We start from the raw sequence: 15781 nt of genomic DNA, 5'->3' as shown, positions 1-15781 counted from the left end.
CGCCGCTCTAGGCTGGGATCCATGCGACAGAATCCGAGCTTCACGCTCGCCGATGTGGCCGAGATCCGCCGCGTCATCGACGCCAACCCGTGGGCGACGGTGGTGAGTGCGCCTGAGGACGGTCTGGTCGCCTCGCACTATGCCGTCCTCCTCGACGACGACCGCGATGATCTGACGGTCGTGGGGCACGTGGGCCGCCCGGACGACGCCATCCACGGCCTGGGGGAGCGGGAGATCCTGCTCGCCTTCCAGGGGCCGCACGGGTACGTCTCCCCGGGCTGGTACGGCGACGTTCCCGCGGTCCCGACCTGGAACTACACCGCGGTGCACCTGTCGGGCGTTCCCGAGATCCTCAGCACCGCGGAGAACCTCCGTGTGCTCGATGCCCTGGTCGCGCGGTTCGAGTCGCGGCTGCCCGACCCGCGCCTGATGTGGGAGCGTCCGAACGACGCGGCCTTCATCGAAAGACTCGAATCCGGAACGGTCGGCTTCCGCCTCACCCCGACGAAGGTCGTCGCCAAGCGGAAGCTGAGCCAGAACAAGCCCGCGGAGACCATCGAGGCGGTGATCGCGGCGCTGCATGCCGAAGGGCCGTATGCGAACGCCGCCCTCGCCGCGGAGATGCGTCGTGCACAGGACGCACGGACGGGTGGAAGGGCGTGAGCGCCCTCGGAGTCGAGGTCGGAACGGTCCGTGCCGTCCGCCCCGTCGGTCCGGGGCGGGAGTTCCTGCTGGATGATGAGCCGGTCGACCTCCACCTCGCCGACGGACGCATCGTCGACATCGCGCCGACCGGGGCCCTGCCGGCGCGCGGCGAGGTCATCGAGGCCGACGGTGCCTGGGCGGTGCCGGGGCTCTGGGACAACCATGTGCACACTGTGCAGTGGGCCCTCGCCGCGGAGCGCGTGCCGCTCGGCGCGGCGGACTCGGCCGCCGGGGCCGCGAGGTTGATGCGCGACGCGCCCGTGCTGCCGGACGGCCGACGGATCGGCACGGGGTTCCGGGACGCGCTGTGGCCGGATCGGCCATCCGTGGCCGCGCTCGATGCCGAGACGGGCGTCGTGCCCACCTACCTGATCAATGCGGACGTGCACAGCGTCTGGCTGAACTCGGCGGCCCTGGCGCGCGAAGGCTTCCGCGGAGACGACGGTCTGCTCCGCGAGGAGGACGCGTTCGAGATCTCCCGGCGGCTCAATGCCGTCGATCCTGCCCACAGCGATGAGGCGGTCATCCGCGCGGGGGCGGCCGCCGCGGCACGGGGCGTGACCGGTCTGGTCGACTTCGACATGGCGTGGAACGCCGATGCCTGGCCGCGACGGATCCTCGCGGGCTTCGCCGCGCACCGTGTCGAGTTCGCGTTCTACCCGGCGGATCTCGATCGGGCGATCGCCGCGGGCCTCCGCACGGGGGAGCGCCTTGCGGTGACGGATCCGACCGGGCTTGTCGGGTCCCTCGTGCGGGTCGGGTCGTTGAAGGTGATCAGCGACGGCTCGCTCGGCACCCGTACGGCGGCGTGCTCACACTCCTACCCCGGCGACCCCGCGAACTTCGGGGTGCTGACGGTGCCTCCGGACGAGCTCACGGCGCTGCTGACCACTGCGGCGGGAGCGGGGATCGAGGTCGCCGTGCACGCGATCGGCGATCGCGCCGTGACGGCGGCCCTCGACGCGTTCGGCGCTTCCGGTGCCACGGGGTCGATGGAGCACGCGCAACTGGTGCGGCACGCCGACCTCGCCCGATTCGGCCGGCTCGGGGTGCGCGCGAGCGTCCAACCCCAGCATGCGGTGGACGACCGCGACCTCGTCGAGCACCACTGGGCGGAGCAGACCGCGATCGGCTACCCGCTCGCCTCGCTGTTGTCGGCGGGTGCGGAGGTGCGCTTCGGCTCCGATGCGCCGGTCGCGCCGCTCGACCCCTGGCATGCGATCGCCGCGGCGGTCTGGCGGACCGACGACGACCGGGCCGCCTGGCATCCGGAGGAGCGGGTGACGCTGGATCAGGCCCTCGAAGCGAGTGTCCGCACGTCGCTCCGTCCCGGTCAGAGCGCAGACATCGTGCTCCTCGGGAGTGATCCTCGCACCGCTGACGCGGCGGGGCTCCGGACGATGCCCGTCACCACCACGCTGCTCGGCGGTCGCCTCACGCACCTCGCCTGAGGCAGCGCGCACACGACGAAGGGCGGCCCCGTAGGGAGCCGCCCTTCGTCGTGTGCGCGGTGTCAGGCCGCGATGTGCGACACGAGGAACCAGCGGTCCTTCTCCAGCCCGCGCTGGATCTCGATCGCCACGTCCTGGCTCGTGAGGTCGACCTCGTCGAGGCCCTCCACGGCCGCCTTCACATCGACGAGGATCGCGTCGATGTCGGCGATCACGGCGCGGATCAGATCGTCCGACTGCGCGAAGCCGGCCGGAACGCCGGTGGCGCCTGCCTTCTCGGCGACGGCGTTCACGCGCGCGTCGATCGGAAGGCCCAGAGCGACGATGCGCTCGGCGGCGGTGTCGGCGAAGTCTCCGGCGTGGGCGACGATCGTGTCGAGCAGCTCGTGCACGCCGACGAAGTTGGCGCCGCGGACGTGCCAGTGCGCCTGCTTGCCGTTGACGGTCAGCGCCTGGAGGCCGAGGACGACGGGGGAGAGGAACTGCGCCGCACCGGCGGCCACAGTCGGGTCGATGGCGGTGGTGGAAACGGTCTGGGCCTTGCTCATCTTCTTGCTCCTCCGAATGAAGTTCTCTGTCTGACGAGTACAACGTTACTCAGGCTCAGGCATTCCGCAAGGAAGCTGAGGCTCCACTCACTTCCGCGTGATTCCGGGGGAGTGAGGGTAGTCTCGCCTCATGAGCATCGCTGCCGGAGCCTCCGTCCTCGCCCTCCCGGATCGCACCCCCGAGCTCGACGACACCGCCTTCGTCGCTGACGGCGCGCGCATCGTCGGCGCGGTGTCTCTCGGAGCCGGTGCCAGCATCTGGTACAACGCGGTGCTCCGCGGTGACTCCTCGCCGATCGTCATCGGACCGGGCAGCAACGTGCAGGACAACGTGTCGATCCACGTCGACGCCGGGCATCCCGTCCTCGTCGGGTCACGGGTGTCGATCGGGCACAACGCTGTCGTGCACGGCTGCACGATCGGTGACGGCTCTCTCATCGGGATGGGGGCCGTCGTCCTCAGCGGCGCCGTGATCGGAGAGGGCTGCCTGATCGCCGGCGGTGCCGTCGTGCTGGGTGGGACCGAGGTGCCGCCGGGTTCCCTCGTGGCAGGCGTGCCGGCGAAGGTGCGCAGGGCGCTCTCCGACGACGAACGCGCCGCGCTGCTGGCGAATGCCGCGATCTACCTGGAACACGTGGCCACGCACACGCAGGCGAGCGAGGCGTGAGACCTCCCCCCGCTAGGCTGGGCGGTACGGGGCGGTGGCCAAGCTGGTTAAGGCAGTGGGCTCATAACCCAACGATCGTCGGTTCAAGTCCGACCCGCCCTACTCCCTGGCCTCGTCTGTCGTAATCGTCGCGGCGCTCTCCTGTCTCTTCTCTGGAGGTCTCGACGCCCGTCAGCCTCCGGATCGGAGCAGGAGCCATGTCGACCACGAGTGTGCCGAACGCGGGGACGCGTCGTCGGATCGAGGATGTGGGGCAGTTCGCGTTGCGTCTCGCGATCGCGGCGAGTTTCGCCCTCGCCGTCGCCGACCGTTTCGGCGTCCTCGGCGGCCCGGGGGCAGATGGTGTGTCGTGGGGCTCGTGGACGATCTTCCGTGCGTACACCGCGCAGCTCGTCCCTGTCCCCGTCGACGTGGTGGTGGACACGGCGGCCGTGCTGGCGACGGCTCTGGAGACCATCCTCGCCCTGCTTCTGGCCGTCGGGCTGTGGACCCGGATCGCGGCGGGAGTCGCTGCGCTGCTCACGGCGACGTTCGGGGTGACGATGCTCGTCTTCCTCGGACCGCTTGCGCCGTTCCGGTACCCGGTCTTCGTCTTCACAGCCGCCGCGATCCTGCTCGCGGGGCTGAAGCGCTACCGGTGGAGCATCGATGCGCTGCGAAAGGAGGTGCCGGGAGCGGGGAGAGACAACGATGCCCCCGGCACCAGGTAGACGGCGAATGCCTCTACAGACGGACGGACGCGTCGGAAGGGGAAGCGATCCGTCACGGGAGAGATGACGAGGTGACCGTTTCATGACGCCGTTTTCCGCAGGATCACGGCATATTGCGTGTGCCGCGAGAAACCCGTTCGGCCGAACCGCGTAACAGAACGCGCCGTTCTGCATCCCTTCCTGGGGACATCACTCGCGCGGAAGAAGCCAAATGCGCGAGTTCATCGATCATCTGGGGAGTCGAAAGTGCCAGTCATTCAGCATGCAATCAGATCGGGCGCGCGGGGAACGCGCCTGACGACGTTCGTGGGTGCTCTGCTCGCGATCTGTCTGGCGGCCCTGGCGGCCGTCATCGCGACGCCGGCCACGGCCCGCGCTGCGGAGGTGGCGGGGATCACCTCGTTGACCATCACCGAACCCACCGACCAGATTAAGGTCTGGGACCGGATCGCGTTCGAAGCGACCTGGGCAGTGCCGGACACGGCGACCGCGGGGGACACGTTCCGCCTCGCCTTTCCGACGAGCCCGAGCCTGACCGGGGTGCGGGATTCCTTCGCCCTGACGGCTCCGGATGGCCAGACCATCGGAATGTGCGAGGTGTCGACCGGTGAGCTCGTGTGCACGCTCACGGACTACGTCGACAGCCACACCGACGTCAGCGGCACACTGCACTTCCGTGCCAGGGCCGACGAGGAGACCACACTGACGGAGATCCCGTTCACCACGGGCGGCGGAACCGTCGTCCCGGTCGACGTCCCGGGCGGGATCGGACCGGTCCCGGAGTTCCCGGCGCCGACGACCCCGACCAAGTGGGGCGACGTGACGCTCGACGGTCGGAACATCGCGTGGGGCGTGAACATCCCGTCCTCCGCGCTGGCCGGGGAGGCTCCGACGCTCACCGACACGTTCACGGCCGGCCTCGTGCTCGATCCCGCGTCCGTCACCGTGGCGTACGTGCTCGCGAAGGACTGGGCGGGAGGCAAGTACACCGTGTCGACGGGGCTACAGTCGGGCAGCGATTTCACCGTCACGGAGGTCAGCTCCGAGTCGTTCACGGTGACGGTGAACGCGCCGATCGTCGCCGACGCGATCTACGTGCTCCGCTACAAGACGGCTCTGCCCACCGACGTCCGTCCCGGTGATGCGTTCCACAACACCGTGACCGGTTCCCGCTGGGTCACCGAGAGCACACCGGTCATCTACTCCCAGGGCGGGGGCGATGGCGAAGGGGTGCTCCCGGTCGGCGGATTCACCGTGACCAAGGAGGTCAGCGGTGCCGGCGCGGCTCTGGTGCCCGACGACCGCGAGTTCCGGGTGGCCTACTCCTATCAGCGTGCCGGACAGACGGTGGAGGGCGAGCTCGCCCTGCGGTCCGGCCAGACCGATGGCCTGAAGGATCTGCCGGTGGGCACGGTCGTCACCCTATCTGAGGTCACGCCGGCGGACGTCGACGGCGTGACCTGGCAGGCGCCGGTCTTCTCCGGCACCGGTGTGGCGATCACCGATGGCGGCGCGACCGTCACCATCGCACGGGGGGCGACGGTCGCGGTGACGCTCACCAACCCGACGACGGTCACGCCGCCGCCGGTCGGGGGCTTCACGGTGACCAAGAACGTCACGGGCCCGGGGACGTCGCTGGTCCCTGCGGACCAGACGTTCACGGTGGAGTACTCGTACGAGCTCGCGGGACAGCCCGTCACCGGTGAACTCGCGCTCCGCGCTGGGAAGAGCGACGGACTCGCGGATCTGCCGGCGGGAACGGTCGTCACGCTCCGCGAGAAGGCGCCGAGCTCCGTGGAGGGCGTCACGTGGAAGAGCCCGCGCTTCACCGGCGCGGGAGTCGACGTCGGCGACGGCGGTGCCACGCTCACGATCTCCGAAGACGCGACGGTCGCGGTCGTGCTCACCAACGGGACCGCGGTCACTCCTCCGCCCACGCCGGGCGGTGAGCTCGCCCTGACCGGGGCCGAGGGGCCGACCGGCCCGATCCTCCTGGGAGCGCTGCTGCTGCTCGCCGGAGTCGTGGCGCTCGGCGTCCGTCACCGGGTCTCGGGTTCGCGCACCGGCGACTGAGGGCCGGGAGGGGCCACGCCGATCGATCACGCAACGACTTCACCGTCGTCGCGTGATCGATCGCGCCGTTCAGCGTCCTGTCGTCGTCGAGGGGCTCTCCCTCGACGACGACGTCGACGCCGCAGCGCGTCGGAGAAAGGCACCTCTCATGACCAAGACGCTCCTCGCCCGTACCTCGGCCACCCTCGGCGTGGCCGCCGCTCTCTCGCTCGGCGGGGCGGTGCTCGCTTCCGCCGCTCACGCCGAGTCGACGCCCGCGGATCCGACGGCGTCGAGTACGCAGAGCACGGGCGTTCTCACGCAGCGCGTCGGGGCGGCGTGTCTCTTCTTCCAGTACACGTTCAACATGAGTCCGACCGATCCCCAGGTGGGGGACACCGTGACGTACACCATGCAGTTCCTCAACAACGGCGAGGTCGACTCGACGAAGAGCGCGCTCACGTTCCGCCTGGACGGCCTCCTCGACGACTCGACCTGGGCAGCGTCGGCCCTGGAGGCGACCTCCGGTCGCGCTTCCGTCGCGGGGAATGCCGTCACGTGGAACGGGCCGCTCGATGCCGGAGACAGCGTCGTGCTGCGCTTCACCGGCGTGTGGACCGGCGACGGCGATGGGCTCGCGTTCCCGCGGGTCGAGTCGTACGGCTACGTGAGGTGAAGGGCGGCCGCGCGCCGCGGCCTCGTTTTCCACGGTATCCGCGGCGGCGTGGCGCGCTCGTCGTCGAGAGGCTGAACGGACACCGACCGAAAGGCAGTCATGCAGCTCTCCACGGACTCCGAAGTCATCGTCCGCGCCACCGCCGGCGTCGTCGCCGCACACGCCGACGAGATCACCGCCCTGTTCTACCGGCGGATGTTCGAGGCCCATCCTGAGCTGTTGAACGTCTTCAACCGCGCGCATCAGGTCCAAGGCGATCAACCCAAGGCGCTGGCGGCGTCCGTCGTGGCGTTCGCGGTGCACCTCATCGATCCGGACGCGCCGGACTTCTCCCCGGTGATGCGACGCATCGCCCACCGCCACGTCTCCTTGGGTATCTCGGCGCGCCAGTACACGATCGTGGGCCGCTATCTCCTGGCCGCGGTCGATGACGTACTCGGCGACGCGATCACGCCGGCAGTGCATGCGGCGTGGGACGAGGTGTACTGGCTCTTCGGCTGCTCCCTCATCGCCGAGGAGGCGCGGCTCTACGCGGACGCCGGCACGGACCCGGACCACCCGTGGCGACCGCACCGGGTCGTCGACCGCGTGGAGGAGGCTCGCGACGTCATCTCCCTCATCCTGGAGCCGGTGGACGGTCGCCGAGCGCCCCATCGCATCGGGCAGTACGTGGCCGTCGCCGTCGACCTCCCTGACGGCACGCGCCAGCCCCGGCAGTACACGATCTCCTCGTCGACGCCGGAGGCGGCACTGCGCGTCACCGTGAAGCGCGTGCGCGGCGCGGACGGCGCACCGGACGGGCAGGTGTCGACCTGGCTGCACGAGAACGCCCACGTCGGAACGGTGCTCGACGTCTCCCAGCCTGCCGGGGACCTGCTTCTCGATGACTCCGATGACGCGCTGGTCCTCATCTCGGCGGGAATCGGCATCACGCCCGTCGCAGCGATGGTGGGCGACCTCGCGCGACGGCGTCCCGAGCGGTCGGTGCGCCTGTTCCACGTGGACCGCGAGCCGGAGACCCACGCCCTCGTCTCGGACGTGCGCGCCCACGCGCAGCGGTTGAACGACGTCCGCACCCTGACCTGGTACACCGAGGGCGCAGCGGAGGGGCCGGCGGTGCGTTCCGGCCGGATGGATCTCGCCGGCATCGACCTCCCGCCGACGGCGCGCGTGTTCCTGTGCGGGCCGCTGCCGTTCATGCAGGCGATCCGAAGCGCTCTGACGGCACGCGGCATCGCGCCGGAGCGCATCGAGTACGAGGTCTTCGGTCCGGACCTCTGGGCTCGTCAGCCGAAGTCCGGCGCTGCGTGAGCGCGCGCCGAAAGCCCTGAGCGCGGCCGTGTCAAGCCCCTCCTCGAGGCCGTTGCGAACTGACATGCTCCCCGAGAGCGGCACCGCGCCGCGGGAACGGGAGAGACTATGAGCATCGGCAGCGGAATCGCGCTCTTCGTCATCGGAGCGATCCTCGTGTTCGCGATCAATGTCGACGTGCCGTGGGTCGACCTGGACATGGTCGGCTACATCCTCATGGGTGCCGGCGTGATCATCTTCCTCATCGGCATCGTGCTTCTCGCGCGTCGGCGTCGCACGGAGACGGTGTCGCGCACGTACGTCGACCCGGCGACGGGCGAGCCCACGACCCGGCGTTCCGTCAGCTCGAGCTCCGACGACGGGCTCTGAGCGCACGCACACGGGAAGGAGAAGGGCCGCGGGAGAACCCGCGGCCCTTCTTGTCAGGCGACGTCCGCGCCTTCGAGATGCTCCTCGACGAGGGTGATGCCTCCGCTCGAGTTCGCGGAGTGCGCGAGTTCCTCGATCCAGCGCCGGCTCAGCTCGGGTGTCTCGGTCTCCTCGAAGACGAAACGGAGGGGGATGGAGGGGTGCAGCCAGAGTGTGGAGCGCCCGGGGGCATCGCCCTCGGGGTGGCGCCAGGAGAGCGTGAAGCTCTCGTTCCGGCGCAGCTTCGTGGCGATGACCACCTTGAGGTGGGCGAGCGCACGGTCCTCGATCTGGATCGGCGTCTGGGTGTCGCCGTAATACAGGCTGCCCATGGTCAGCCGACCTTCGCGGCGGGGGCTGCGGGAATGTTCATGGCGCTCCTTGGGAACGTGGGGGGAAGACGGCAGACCGCTCCCGGGGATACTTGGACTCTAGCCAATTTGCGCACGACATCGTGCGCATCAGGGCGACGCGCCGTCTGCTGCGAACAGAGTATGCGCGCGGTGTCAGTCTCCCGTCACATGGCGGTGAGAACGGGCGGATTCCCGTACGCTTCGCGATAGGCCACGGCGAACCGGGAGACGTTGCTGAACCCCCACCGGCGCGCGATCGCGGACACCGATGCGCCCTTGCCGTGTCGCAGATCGCGGTGCGCGCCGTCGAGCCGGGCGCGCCGCAGGGCCTCGTTCGGTGTCATGTCGAGCGCGCGGCGGAACGCGTACTGCAGGCCTCGGGTGGACATGAAAGCCGCCGCCGCGACGTCGTCCACCGTGATGGGCAGGTGTGCGTTGTCCTCGATGAACGCGAGGGCGCGACGCACCGAGGCCGGCGCCGCGGAGCGTTGGGCCGGACGGTGCAGCGACTCGCTGAAGGTGGTGGGGAACGCCGACATGGTCAGCAGCAGGGCGTGGCGCTCGAGCTCGGCGGCGATGAGGGGGTCGGCGCCATCCGGACCGAACGAGCCGTCGATGTAGGAGAACATCCGCTCCCACCGTGCCCCGTCCTCCCGCGTGTGCGGAGCGAGTCCGGTGGCGCGGAGCTCGAGGCGGTCGTCGCCGGTGATCTGCCTGATCGAGTCACGCGCCGCCGCGCGATCGAACACGAGAGCACGGACGCGGGCGACCTGGTTCCACTTCGCCTCGACCCGGACGCCGTCCGTGAGCCACGGCTGACCGGCGTCGAGTCCTTGCCGGCCCGACCAGATCCGGGCGTCGGCGGCATCGACGCGACACACCAGCAGCTGATCCTCCGGCTCGGCGCGGGAGTGCACCTGGGCCGCGAGCTGGTAGCGGACGAGCGACATGGACGCCGCCTCCACCGAGCGCCAGTCGAAGCGGAACCGGCGGGGGTCCACGTCCTGGAGGGTCGCCGAGGGCACGAACTGCTGCCAGGTGGACTCCACCTGCTCGATGTCCGTGGATGTGAACTGCACCGACACTCCTTGCTGCGCCTCGTCCTGGGTGGCCGGGGCTTCTTGGACACTAACCCACGCCACTGACAAGACGGTGGGGACGCCCCGGGGGTATCCGTCGGGAAGGCGGGAGTGCAGAGGCCTCGTAGACTCGGACCATGAGTGTGCCTTCCCCGTATGCGGAGCGATTGAGCCGGATTCCGGTGCAGCGCCAGGAGGTGGAGGTGCGCGGGGGAACGACGGCGTACTGGGTCTACGGTCCGGACGACGCCGAGACGACCGTCATCGCGGTTCACGGCTTCCGAGGCGAGCACCACGGCCTCGAGTCGGTCCTCGCCTTCCTTCCGGAGCTCCGCGTGCTCGCGCCTGATCTGCCCGGGTTCGGGGAGTCCGCACCGCTGCCCGGTCGTCGCCACGACCTGCAGGAGTACGCGGGGTGGGTGACCGACTTCGCCGCGGCCACAGCGCCGGGGGCGGTCATCCTCGGCCATTCCTTCGGCTCCATCGTGGCCGCCGCCGCCGTGGCCGGAGGGCTCGAGACGCCGCGGCTGATCCTCGTGAACCCCATCGGCGCACCGGCGCTGGAGGGTCCGAAGGGCGTCATGACCCGACTCGCAGTGCTGTACTACGCGCTCGGCGCCAAGCTCCCGCCGCGGATCGGGACCGCGCTGCTGCGGAATCGGGTGATCGTCCGCGTGATGAGCATGACCATGGCGAAGACGCGGGACCCCGAGTTGCGGCGCTTCATCCACGACCAGCACGACACTTACTTCTCGCGGTTCTCCGATCGCGACGTGCTGCACGACGCCTTCGTCGCGAGCGTCTCGCACGACGTCAGGGAGTTCGCCCCCGCGATCGACGTGCCCACGCTCCTCATCGCCGCACAGCGCGACGACATCACCCCGATCGAGGCGGAACGGAAGCTGGTGACGCTCTTCCCCGACGCGTCTCTCGTCGAGATCGCCCAGGTGGGTCACCTGATCCACTATGAGACGCCGTCGGAAGCGGCCGGCGCGATCCGTCGGTTCCTCAGGATTCCCGTCGCGCGAGGCCGATGAGCCCGGCCACTCGGAACGGGATCACCTCACCCATGGCGAGCGAGGTCTCGGTCCGCTCCACACCCTCGATCGAGAGGATCCGGGCGTCCGTGTCGAACAGATGACGGGCGTCGCGGCACGCCACGCGCGCCAGCAGGTCGATGGAGCCGCTCAGACCGTGTGCCTGGACGACCTCCGGGATGCGCGCCAGCTCGTTGATGATGCGGGGGAGCTCGGTCTGGCGGACGCCGATGCTGACGAACGCCTGCAGCGGGAACCCGAGGACGTCGGGGGAGAAGGCGCGCTCGTAGGAGAGGAAGACGCCGCTCTGCTCCAGTCGGGCCATCCGCGCCTGGATGGTGTTGCGCGACAGGCTCATGCGCTCGGCGAGAGCGACGATCGTCACGCGCGGGTCGTCGGCGAGGGCCGCGAGAAGCTCCAGGTCGATCCGGTCCAGTCCAGGCATAGTGCCAAACCCTAGCAGCACGGCATCGGAGAAAAATGAGCAACATGCTCAATCGGCGTTGAGTTGCTTGAGCGAGGTGTTGACCGGACGTACCCTCAGACCATGCCGGTGATGACGCCGGCTCCATTGTGCGTCGCCCCACGAGGGCCGCCAGGGACGAGGAGGACGATGATGTCGCCGCAGACCACCCCCATCGCGGACACCGCCCAGGATCTCGAGCTGTCGGAGCGGATCCTCGCTCCGGACGGGACCCGCGTCGCGAACGCCCGCCTCGACCCGTTCGTCGCCGATGTCGACGCCGCGCAGCTGCGCGCCCTGCATCGCGACATGGTCATCCTCCGCCGGATCGACGCCGAAGGTGTCGCCCTGCAGCGCCAGGGGCAGCTCGGTCTCTGGGCGCCGTGCCAGGGGCAGGAGGCCACGCAGATCGGCACCGCCCGGGCCCTCGATCCGCAGGACTACGTCTTCCCGAGCTACCGTGAGACCGGCGTGATCTACGCCCGCGGCGCCCAGCCGGGGGACTACGTGCGCATGTGGCGCGGCGAGGAGGGTGCCGCCTACGATCCCGCGGTCCTGCGGGTCGCTCCGCTGCAGATCATCATCGGCGCCCAGACCCTGCACGCGGTCGGGTACGCCCTCGGCATCCGGCACGAGAAGGCCCCGGAGGTCGCCGTGACCTACTTCGGAGACGGGGCCACCAGTCAGGGGGACGTGAACGAGGCGATGATCTTCGCCGCGTCCTACCAGGCGCCGGTCGTGTTCGTCTGCCAGAACAACCACTGGGCCATCTCCGAGCCGGTCGCGGTGCAGTCGCAGTACCCGATCGCGGGACGCGCCCCCGGATTCGGGATCCCGAGCCTCCGCGTGGACGGCAACGACGTCCTCGCGTGCCTGGCGGCGATGCGCTGGGCGCTGGAGCACGCGCGCTCCGGGAAGGGGCCGGCCTACATCGAGGCGGTGACCTACCGGATGGGTCCGCACACCACCGCGGACGACCCCACCAGGTACCGGGACGAGGCCGAGCTAGAGTCGTGGCGGCGCCGCGACCCCATCGCGCGCATCGAGGCGTACCTCCGCGCGACCGGCGACCTCACCGCGGAGCACGTCGCCGAGACGCAGGCGGCTGCGGACGCCATCGCCAAGGAGATGCGCGCGACCTGCCTGGGCATGGTCACCCGTCCGCCGCTGGCGGTCTTCGACGGCGTCTACGCCGAGCCGCACACGGGTCTGGAGCGGCAGCGCAACGAGTACGCCGCCTATCTGGCGTCGTTCGAGGGTGAGGCGTGACCATGACCGAGCTCACTCTCGGCAAGGCGCTCGGCGCCGGCCTGCGTCAGGCGATGCGCGACGACGAGAAGGTGGTGCTCCTGGGGGAGGACATCGGCAAGCTCGGCGGCGTCTTCCGGATCACGGACGGCCTCCTCGACGAGTTCGGGGCGGCCCGGGTCATCGACACCCCCCTCGCGGAGTCCGGGATCGTCGGCACGGCCGTCGGCCTCGCCTTCCGCGGCTACCGCCCGGTCGTCGAGATCCAGTTCGACGGGTTCGTCTACCCGGCCTTCGACCAGATCGTCTCCCAGGTAGCGAAGCTCCACTACCGCACCCAGGGGCGGGTGAAGATGCCGATCACCATCCGGATCCCCTGGGCCGGCGGCATCGGTGCCGCGGAGCATCATTCCGAGTCTCCGGAGGCGTACTTCGCGCACACGGCCGGCCTTCGGGTGGTCGCCGTGTCGAACCCGGAGGACGCCTACCGGAGTCTTCGCCAGGCGATCGCCTCGGACGACCCCGTCGTGTTCTTCGAGCCCAAGCGCCTCTATCACCACAAGGGGGAGGTCGACCTGGAGGCCCCGCTCGCGGATGCCCCGCCGATGGGTGTCGCGCGGGTGGTGCGCCCGGGCACCGACGTCACCGTCCTCACCTACGGGGCCATGGTGAGCACCGCGCTGCAGGCGGCGGAGGCCGCGGAGGACGAGGGCATCGCCCTGGAGGTGATCGACCTGCGGTCGCTCTCGCCGGTGGACTACGACTCCGTCGCCGCCTCGGTGCGCAAGACCGGGCGTGTGGTCGTGGCGCACGAGGCCTCCCGGGAAGCCGGACTCGCCGCGGAGGTCATCGCGAGCGTGACCGAGCGCTGCTTCGAGTACCTGGAGTCCGCTCCGCTGCGGGTCACCGGCCACGACGTGCCCTACCCGCCGGCCAAGCTCGAGAAGTACCACCTGCCGGACCTCGACCGGATCCTCGATGCGGTCGACCGCGTGATGGATCGCCCGCACAGCCTGACGGGAGCAGACGCATGATCGCCGAATTCCGTCTCCCCGACCTCGGCGAAGGACTCACCGAGGCCGAGGTCGTGCAGTGGCTCGTCGCGCCCGGCGACAGCGTCGCGCTGAACCAGACCCTCGCGGAGGTCGAGACGGCCAAGGCCGTCGTCGAGCTGCCGTCGCCATACGAGGGCACGGTCTCGACCCTCCACGCGGACGCGGGAGAGACCGTCGCCGTGGGAGCGCCGCTGATCGCCTTCGACATCGAGGGGGACGACCCTCCGGCGGCGCCGTCCGGTGGCGAGCAGGAGTCCTCCGCGGAGAAGGCGCAGCCGAACCTCGTGGGCTACGGAGCCGCCCCGACCTCGAGCGGACGCCCCGCGCGCCGGGCACGGCGCCGGAGTGCCGCCCCGGTGGCCTCGGCGGCCGACACGGCCGTTCTCGAGGCGGCTCCGCACGACGCGACGCCATCGGTCGCGGTCGAGCCCGTTCTGGAGCGACCACGGTCCACCCCTCCGGTGCGCGCCTACGCCAAGCGACGGGGCGTCGACCTCGTCCTCGTCGCCGCGGAAGTCGGCGACCGCGTGATCACGAGGGCAGACGTGGATGCGTATGCGGAGCGCATCGGAGCGGAGCCGTCGCGGCTGGTCGGGGCACCCGAGCGCGAGACCACCCCGATCTCCGGAACTCTCCCGCGCGCGGAGGGGAGGCCGCGGGAGACGCGCATCCCGATCCGCGGGGTCCGCAAGCACACGGCGGCGGCGATGGTGCAGAGCGCCTTCACCGCCCCGCACGTCACGGTGTTCCACACGGTCGATGTGACCGCGACCATGGAGATGCTGGCACGTCTCCGCGACGACCGAGCGCTCTCGGAGCATCGGATCGGCCCGCTCGCCGTCGTCGCGAAGGCGGTCTGCCTCGCCCTGCGCCGTGCTCCGGGCCTGAACGCGCGATGGGACGAGGAGTCCGGGGAGATCGTCGAGTACGGCTTCGTCGACCTGGGCATCGCCGCCGCGACCGAGCGTGGTCTCATCGTGCCGATGATCCGGGACGCGGAGCGGATGAATCTGGTGGAGCTGTCCGCAGCGATCCGTGCCCTCGCGGAGACCGCGCGTGGGGGGAAGACCTCGCCGGCCGAACTCGCCGGAGGTACGTTCTCGCTGTCGAACATCGGGGTGTTCGGGGTGGACGCCGGAACACCGATCCTCCCGCCGGGGCAGTCCGGAATCCTCGCGGTCGGCGCCGTGCGTCGGCAGCCGTGGGAGTACCGCGGGGAGATCGCGCTGCGTCAGCTCATGACGCTGAGCCTGTCCTTCGACCACCGCCTCGTGGACGGGGCCGAGGGCGCGACGTTCCTCAAGGACGTGGCGGACATCCTCGAGGATCCGGGGCGGGCGATGCTGCTCAGCTAGCGGCGCGCAGCGCGGCCTCGGCCATCGCGACCAGCACGGTCGCGGTGGCCGCGTGCCGTCTCGTCGCGGCGCGTGTGCTGTGCGGGGTGGAGTTGATGAGACCGAAGCACGCCTGCACGCGCAGCCGCAGCTCGTCGCGGTCCAGGGACTCCGGACGATCCAGGGCGGCGAGCGCATCCATCCAGAGCTCGATGTAGGCGCGCTGCAGGCGACGGACCTCGGCGCGGTCGTCGTCGTCGAGGAAGGCGAGGTCCCGGTCCTGCACCTGGATCACCTCGGCGTTGCCGAGCGCGAACTCGACGTGGAAGCGGATGAGTCCGCGCATCCGCTCGTCGGCTGCCGTCGTCTCCGCGGACACGCGTCGTCCGCCCGCGACGAGGTCCTGACTGACCTTGACCAGGACCGCGCCGAGAAGGGCCTGCTTCCCGGCGAAGTGGCGGTACACGGCAGGCCCGGACACGCCGACGGCGGCGCCGATGTCCTCCAGGCTCACGCCGCTGTACCCGCGCGCGGCGAAGAGCCGTGCCGCGGCATGCAGAAGCGCGTCGGAGCGTTCCGCCTTGGCGCGGTCGCGGGCGGTGGCGGGGCTTGTCATCTCAGTTAATCCTCGCTAACCTGAATCAACGGGTTAGTGAACACTAACCGAGAATGCATGCAGCGCGC

The 15781-nt window shown here is 70.2% G+C and carries 17 protein-coding genes, 1 tRNA gene and 1 pseudogene; 14 read left to right on the top strand and 5 right to left on the bottom strand.

The window, feature by feature from the left end; all coding sequences use genetic code 11:
• Positions 1-21: 21 nt before the first annotated feature.
• Together D8M34_RS04115 and D8M34_RS04110 are read left to right on the top strand one after the other, a co-directional pair.
• Positions 22-663, top strand: coding sequence for an FMN-binding negative transcriptional regulator (locus D8M34_RS04115; protein WP_025103402.1), 642 nt, complete (start codon positions 22-24; stop codon positions 661-663).
• Positions 660-2156: an amidohydrolase gene (locus tag D8M34_RS04110; protein ID WP_126893240.1), complete on the top strand. Its 1497-nt coding sequence runs from the start codon at positions 660-662 to the stop codon at positions 2154-2156. Before D8M34_RS04115 ends, D8M34_RS04110 begins: the two co-directional genes overlap by 4 nt.
• Positions 2157-2218: 62 nt before the next feature.
• On the opposite strand, the gene D8M34_RS04105 is transcribed toward D8M34_RS04110, so the two are convergent.
• Entirely contained in the window at positions 2219-2704 is a 486-nt protein-coding gene (locus D8M34_RS04105; protein ID WP_126893239.1) for a Dps family protein, read from the bottom strand.
• Positions 2705-2834: 130 nt separating this feature from the next.
• Here D8M34_RS04105 and D8M34_RS04100 point away from each other — a divergent pair, with 130 nt between their 5' ends.
• From D8M34_RS04100 to D8M34_RS04070, 8 genes and pseudogenes are all read left to right on the top strand, one after another.
• On the top strand, positions 2835-3371 hold the full coding sequence (locus D8M34_RS04100) for a gamma carbonic anhydrase family protein (protein ID WP_025103405.1): 537 nt from the start codon (positions 2835-2837) through the stop codon (positions 3369-3371).
• A gap of 28 nt (positions 3372-3399) precedes the next feature.
• Positions 3400-3473, top strand: a tRNA-Ile gene (locus D8M34_RS04095).
• A gap of 95 nt (positions 3474-3568) precedes the next feature.
• Positions 3569-4081 (top strand): DoxX family membrane protein, encoded by a 513-nt coding sequence (locus D8M34_RS04090; protein ID WP_126893238.1) that lies wholly within the window; start codon positions 3569-3571, stop codon positions 4079-4081.
• Between the two features lie 306 nt (positions 4082-4387).
• Positions 4388-6154 carry a DUF5979 domain-containing protein gene (locus D8M34_RS04085; RefSeq protein ID WP_025103407.1) on the top strand — a complete coding sequence of 589 codons (1767 nt, stop codon included), beginning with the start codon at positions 4388-4390 and terminating at the stop codon, positions 6152-6154.
• Positions 6155-6206: 52 nt separating this feature from the next.
• A complete protein-coding gene (locus D8M34_RS04080) occupies positions 6207-6809 on the top strand; it encodes a DUF7927 domain-containing protein (RefSeq protein WP_126893237.1) in 603 nt (200 codons plus the stop codon).
• Between the two features lie 96 nt (positions 6810-6905).
• Positions 6906-7283 (top strand): annotated as a pseudogene (locus D8M34_RS19810) (globin domain-containing protein); the annotation flags it as partial.
• Entirely contained in the window at positions 7269-8120 is an 852-nt protein-coding gene (locus D8M34_RS04075; RefSeq protein WP_342343178.1) for an FAD-binding oxidoreductase, read from the top strand. The pseudogene D8M34_RS19810 and the gene D8M34_RS04075, both read left to right, overlap by 15 nt.
• Positions 8121-8228: 108 nt before the next feature.
• On the top strand, positions 8229-8489 hold the full coding sequence (locus D8M34_RS04070; RefSeq protein WP_025103410.1) for a DUF6458 family protein: 261 nt from the start codon (positions 8229-8231) through the stop codon (positions 8487-8489).
• 53 nt (positions 8490-8542) lie between these two features.
• On the opposite strand, the gene D8M34_RS04065 is transcribed toward D8M34_RS04070, so the two are convergent.
• Together D8M34_RS04065 and D8M34_RS04060 are read right to left on the bottom strand one after the other, a co-directional pair.
• Positions 8543-8860 carry a DUF7882 family protein gene (locus D8M34_RS04065; protein WP_062634616.1) on the bottom strand — a complete coding sequence of 106 codons (318 nt, stop codon included), beginning with the start codon at positions 8858-8860 and terminating at the stop codon, positions 8543-8545.
• A gap of 185 nt (positions 8861-9045) precedes the next feature.
• Positions 9046-9960: a helix-turn-helix transcriptional regulator gene (locus D8M34_RS04060; protein WP_126893235.1), complete on the bottom strand. Its 915-nt coding sequence runs from the start codon at positions 9958-9960 to the stop codon at positions 9046-9048.
• 137 nt (positions 9961-10097) lie between these two features.
• On the opposite strand from D8M34_RS04060, the gene D8M34_RS04055 reads away from it, so the two are divergent.
• The gene (locus D8M34_RS04055) at positions 10098-10997 is read left to right on the top strand and encodes an alpha/beta fold hydrolase (RefSeq protein ID WP_126893234.1); all 900 of its coding nucleotides are present in this window, start codon (positions 10098-10100) and stop codon (positions 10995-10997) included.
• Here D8M34_RS04055 and D8M34_RS04050 read toward each other — a convergent pair.
• Positions 10969-11442 (bottom strand): Lrp/AsnC family transcriptional regulator, encoded by a 474-nt coding sequence (locus D8M34_RS04050; RefSeq protein ID WP_025103414.1) that lies wholly within the window; start codon positions 11440-11442, stop codon positions 10969-10971. The genes D8M34_RS04055 and D8M34_RS04050 overlap by 29 nt on opposite strands.
• A gap of 171 nt (positions 11443-11613) precedes the next feature.
• Between D8M34_RS04050 and pdhA the strand changes: the two genes are divergently transcribed.
• Genes pdhA through D8M34_RS04035 form a run of 3 tightly spaced genes read left to right on the top strand, consistent with a single transcriptional unit; the run spans position 11614 to position 15118 of the window.
• Positions 11614-12729, top strand: a complete 1116-nt coding sequence (gene pdhA, locus D8M34_RS04045; protein WP_126893262.1) for a pyruvate dehydrogenase (acetyl-transferring) E1 component subunit alpha — start codon at positions 11614-11616, stop codon at positions 12727-12729.
• A gap of 2 nt (positions 12730-12731) precedes the next feature.
• A complete protein-coding gene (locus D8M34_RS04040; protein WP_025103416.1) occupies positions 12732-13742 on the top strand; it encodes an alpha-ketoacid dehydrogenase subunit beta in 1011 nt (336 codons plus the stop codon).
• Positions 13739-15118 (top strand): dihydrolipoamide acetyltransferase family protein, encoded by a 1380-nt coding sequence (locus tag D8M34_RS04035; RefSeq protein WP_126893233.1) that lies wholly within the window; start codon positions 13739-13741, stop codon positions 15116-15118. Before D8M34_RS04040 ends, D8M34_RS04035 begins: the two co-directional genes overlap by 4 nt.
• Here the strand turns inward: D8M34_RS04035 and D8M34_RS04030 are convergent.
• Entirely contained in the window at positions 15111-15713 is a 603-nt protein-coding gene (locus tag D8M34_RS04030) for a TetR/AcrR family transcriptional regulator (protein ID WP_025103418.1), read from the bottom strand. The two genes, D8M34_RS04035 and D8M34_RS04030, sit on opposite strands and share 8 nt — an antisense overlap.
• Between the last annotated feature and the right edge of the window lie 68 nt (positions 15714-15781).

It is taken from the genome of Microbacterium sp. HSID17254 (genome assembly GCF_003989315.1).
In the GTDB taxonomy this organism is placed as follows: Bacteria; Actinomycetota; Actinomycetes; order Actinomycetales; family Microbacteriaceae; genus Microbacterium.
Note: the sequence above shows the minus strand (reverse complement) of the source record. Positions and strands in the feature narration are given on the sequence as shown.

Bases quoted from the DNA above. Each gene is read 5' to 3' on its own strand.
- D8M34_RS04115 (WP_025103402.1), top strand. From the start codon at position 22: ATGCGACAGAATCCGAGCTTCACGCTCGCCGATGTGGCCGAGATCCGC.
- D8M34_RS04105 (WP_126893239.1), bottom strand. From the start codon at position 2,704: ATGAGCAAGGCCCAGACCGTTTCCACCACCGCCATCGACCCGACTGTG.
- D8M34_RS04100 (WP_025103405.1), top strand. From the start codon at position 2,835: ATGAGCATCGCTGCCGGAGCCTCCGTCCTCGCCCTCCCGGATCGCACC.
- D8M34_RS04090 (WP_126893238.1), top strand. From the start codon at position 3,569: ATGTCGACCACGAGTGTGCCGAACGCGGGGACGCGTCGTCGGATCGAG.
- D8M34_RS04070 (WP_025103410.1), top strand. From the start codon at position 8,229: ATGAGCATCGGCAGCGGAATCGCGCTCTTCGTCATCGGAGCGATCCTC.
- D8M34_RS04065 (WP_062634616.1), bottom strand. From the start codon at position 8,860: ATGGGCAGCCTGTATTACGGCGACACCCAGACGCCGATCCAGATCGAG.
- D8M34_RS04055 (WP_126893234.1), top strand. From the start codon at position 10,098: ATGAGTGTGCCTTCCCCGTATGCGGAGCGATTGAGCCGGATTCCGGTG.
- D8M34_RS04050 (WP_025103414.1), bottom strand. From the start codon at position 11,442: ATGCCTGGACTGGACCGGATCGACCTGGAGCTTCTCGCGGCCCTCGCC.
- pdhA (WP_126893262.1), top strand. From the start codon at position 11,614: ATGTCGCCGCAGACCACCCCCATCGCGGACACCGCCCAGGATCTCGAG.
- D8M34_RS04040 (WP_025103416.1), top strand. From the start codon at position 12,732: ATGACCGAGCTCACTCTCGGCAAGGCGCTCGGCGCCGGCCTGCGTCAG.
- D8M34_RS04035 (WP_126893233.1), top strand. From the start codon at position 13,739: ATGATCGCCGAATTCCGTCTCCCCGACCTCGGCGAAGGACTCACCGAG.
- D8M34_RS04030 (WP_025103418.1), bottom strand. From the start codon at position 15,713: ATGACAAGCCCCGCCACCGCCCGCGACCGCGCCAAGGCGGAACGCTCC.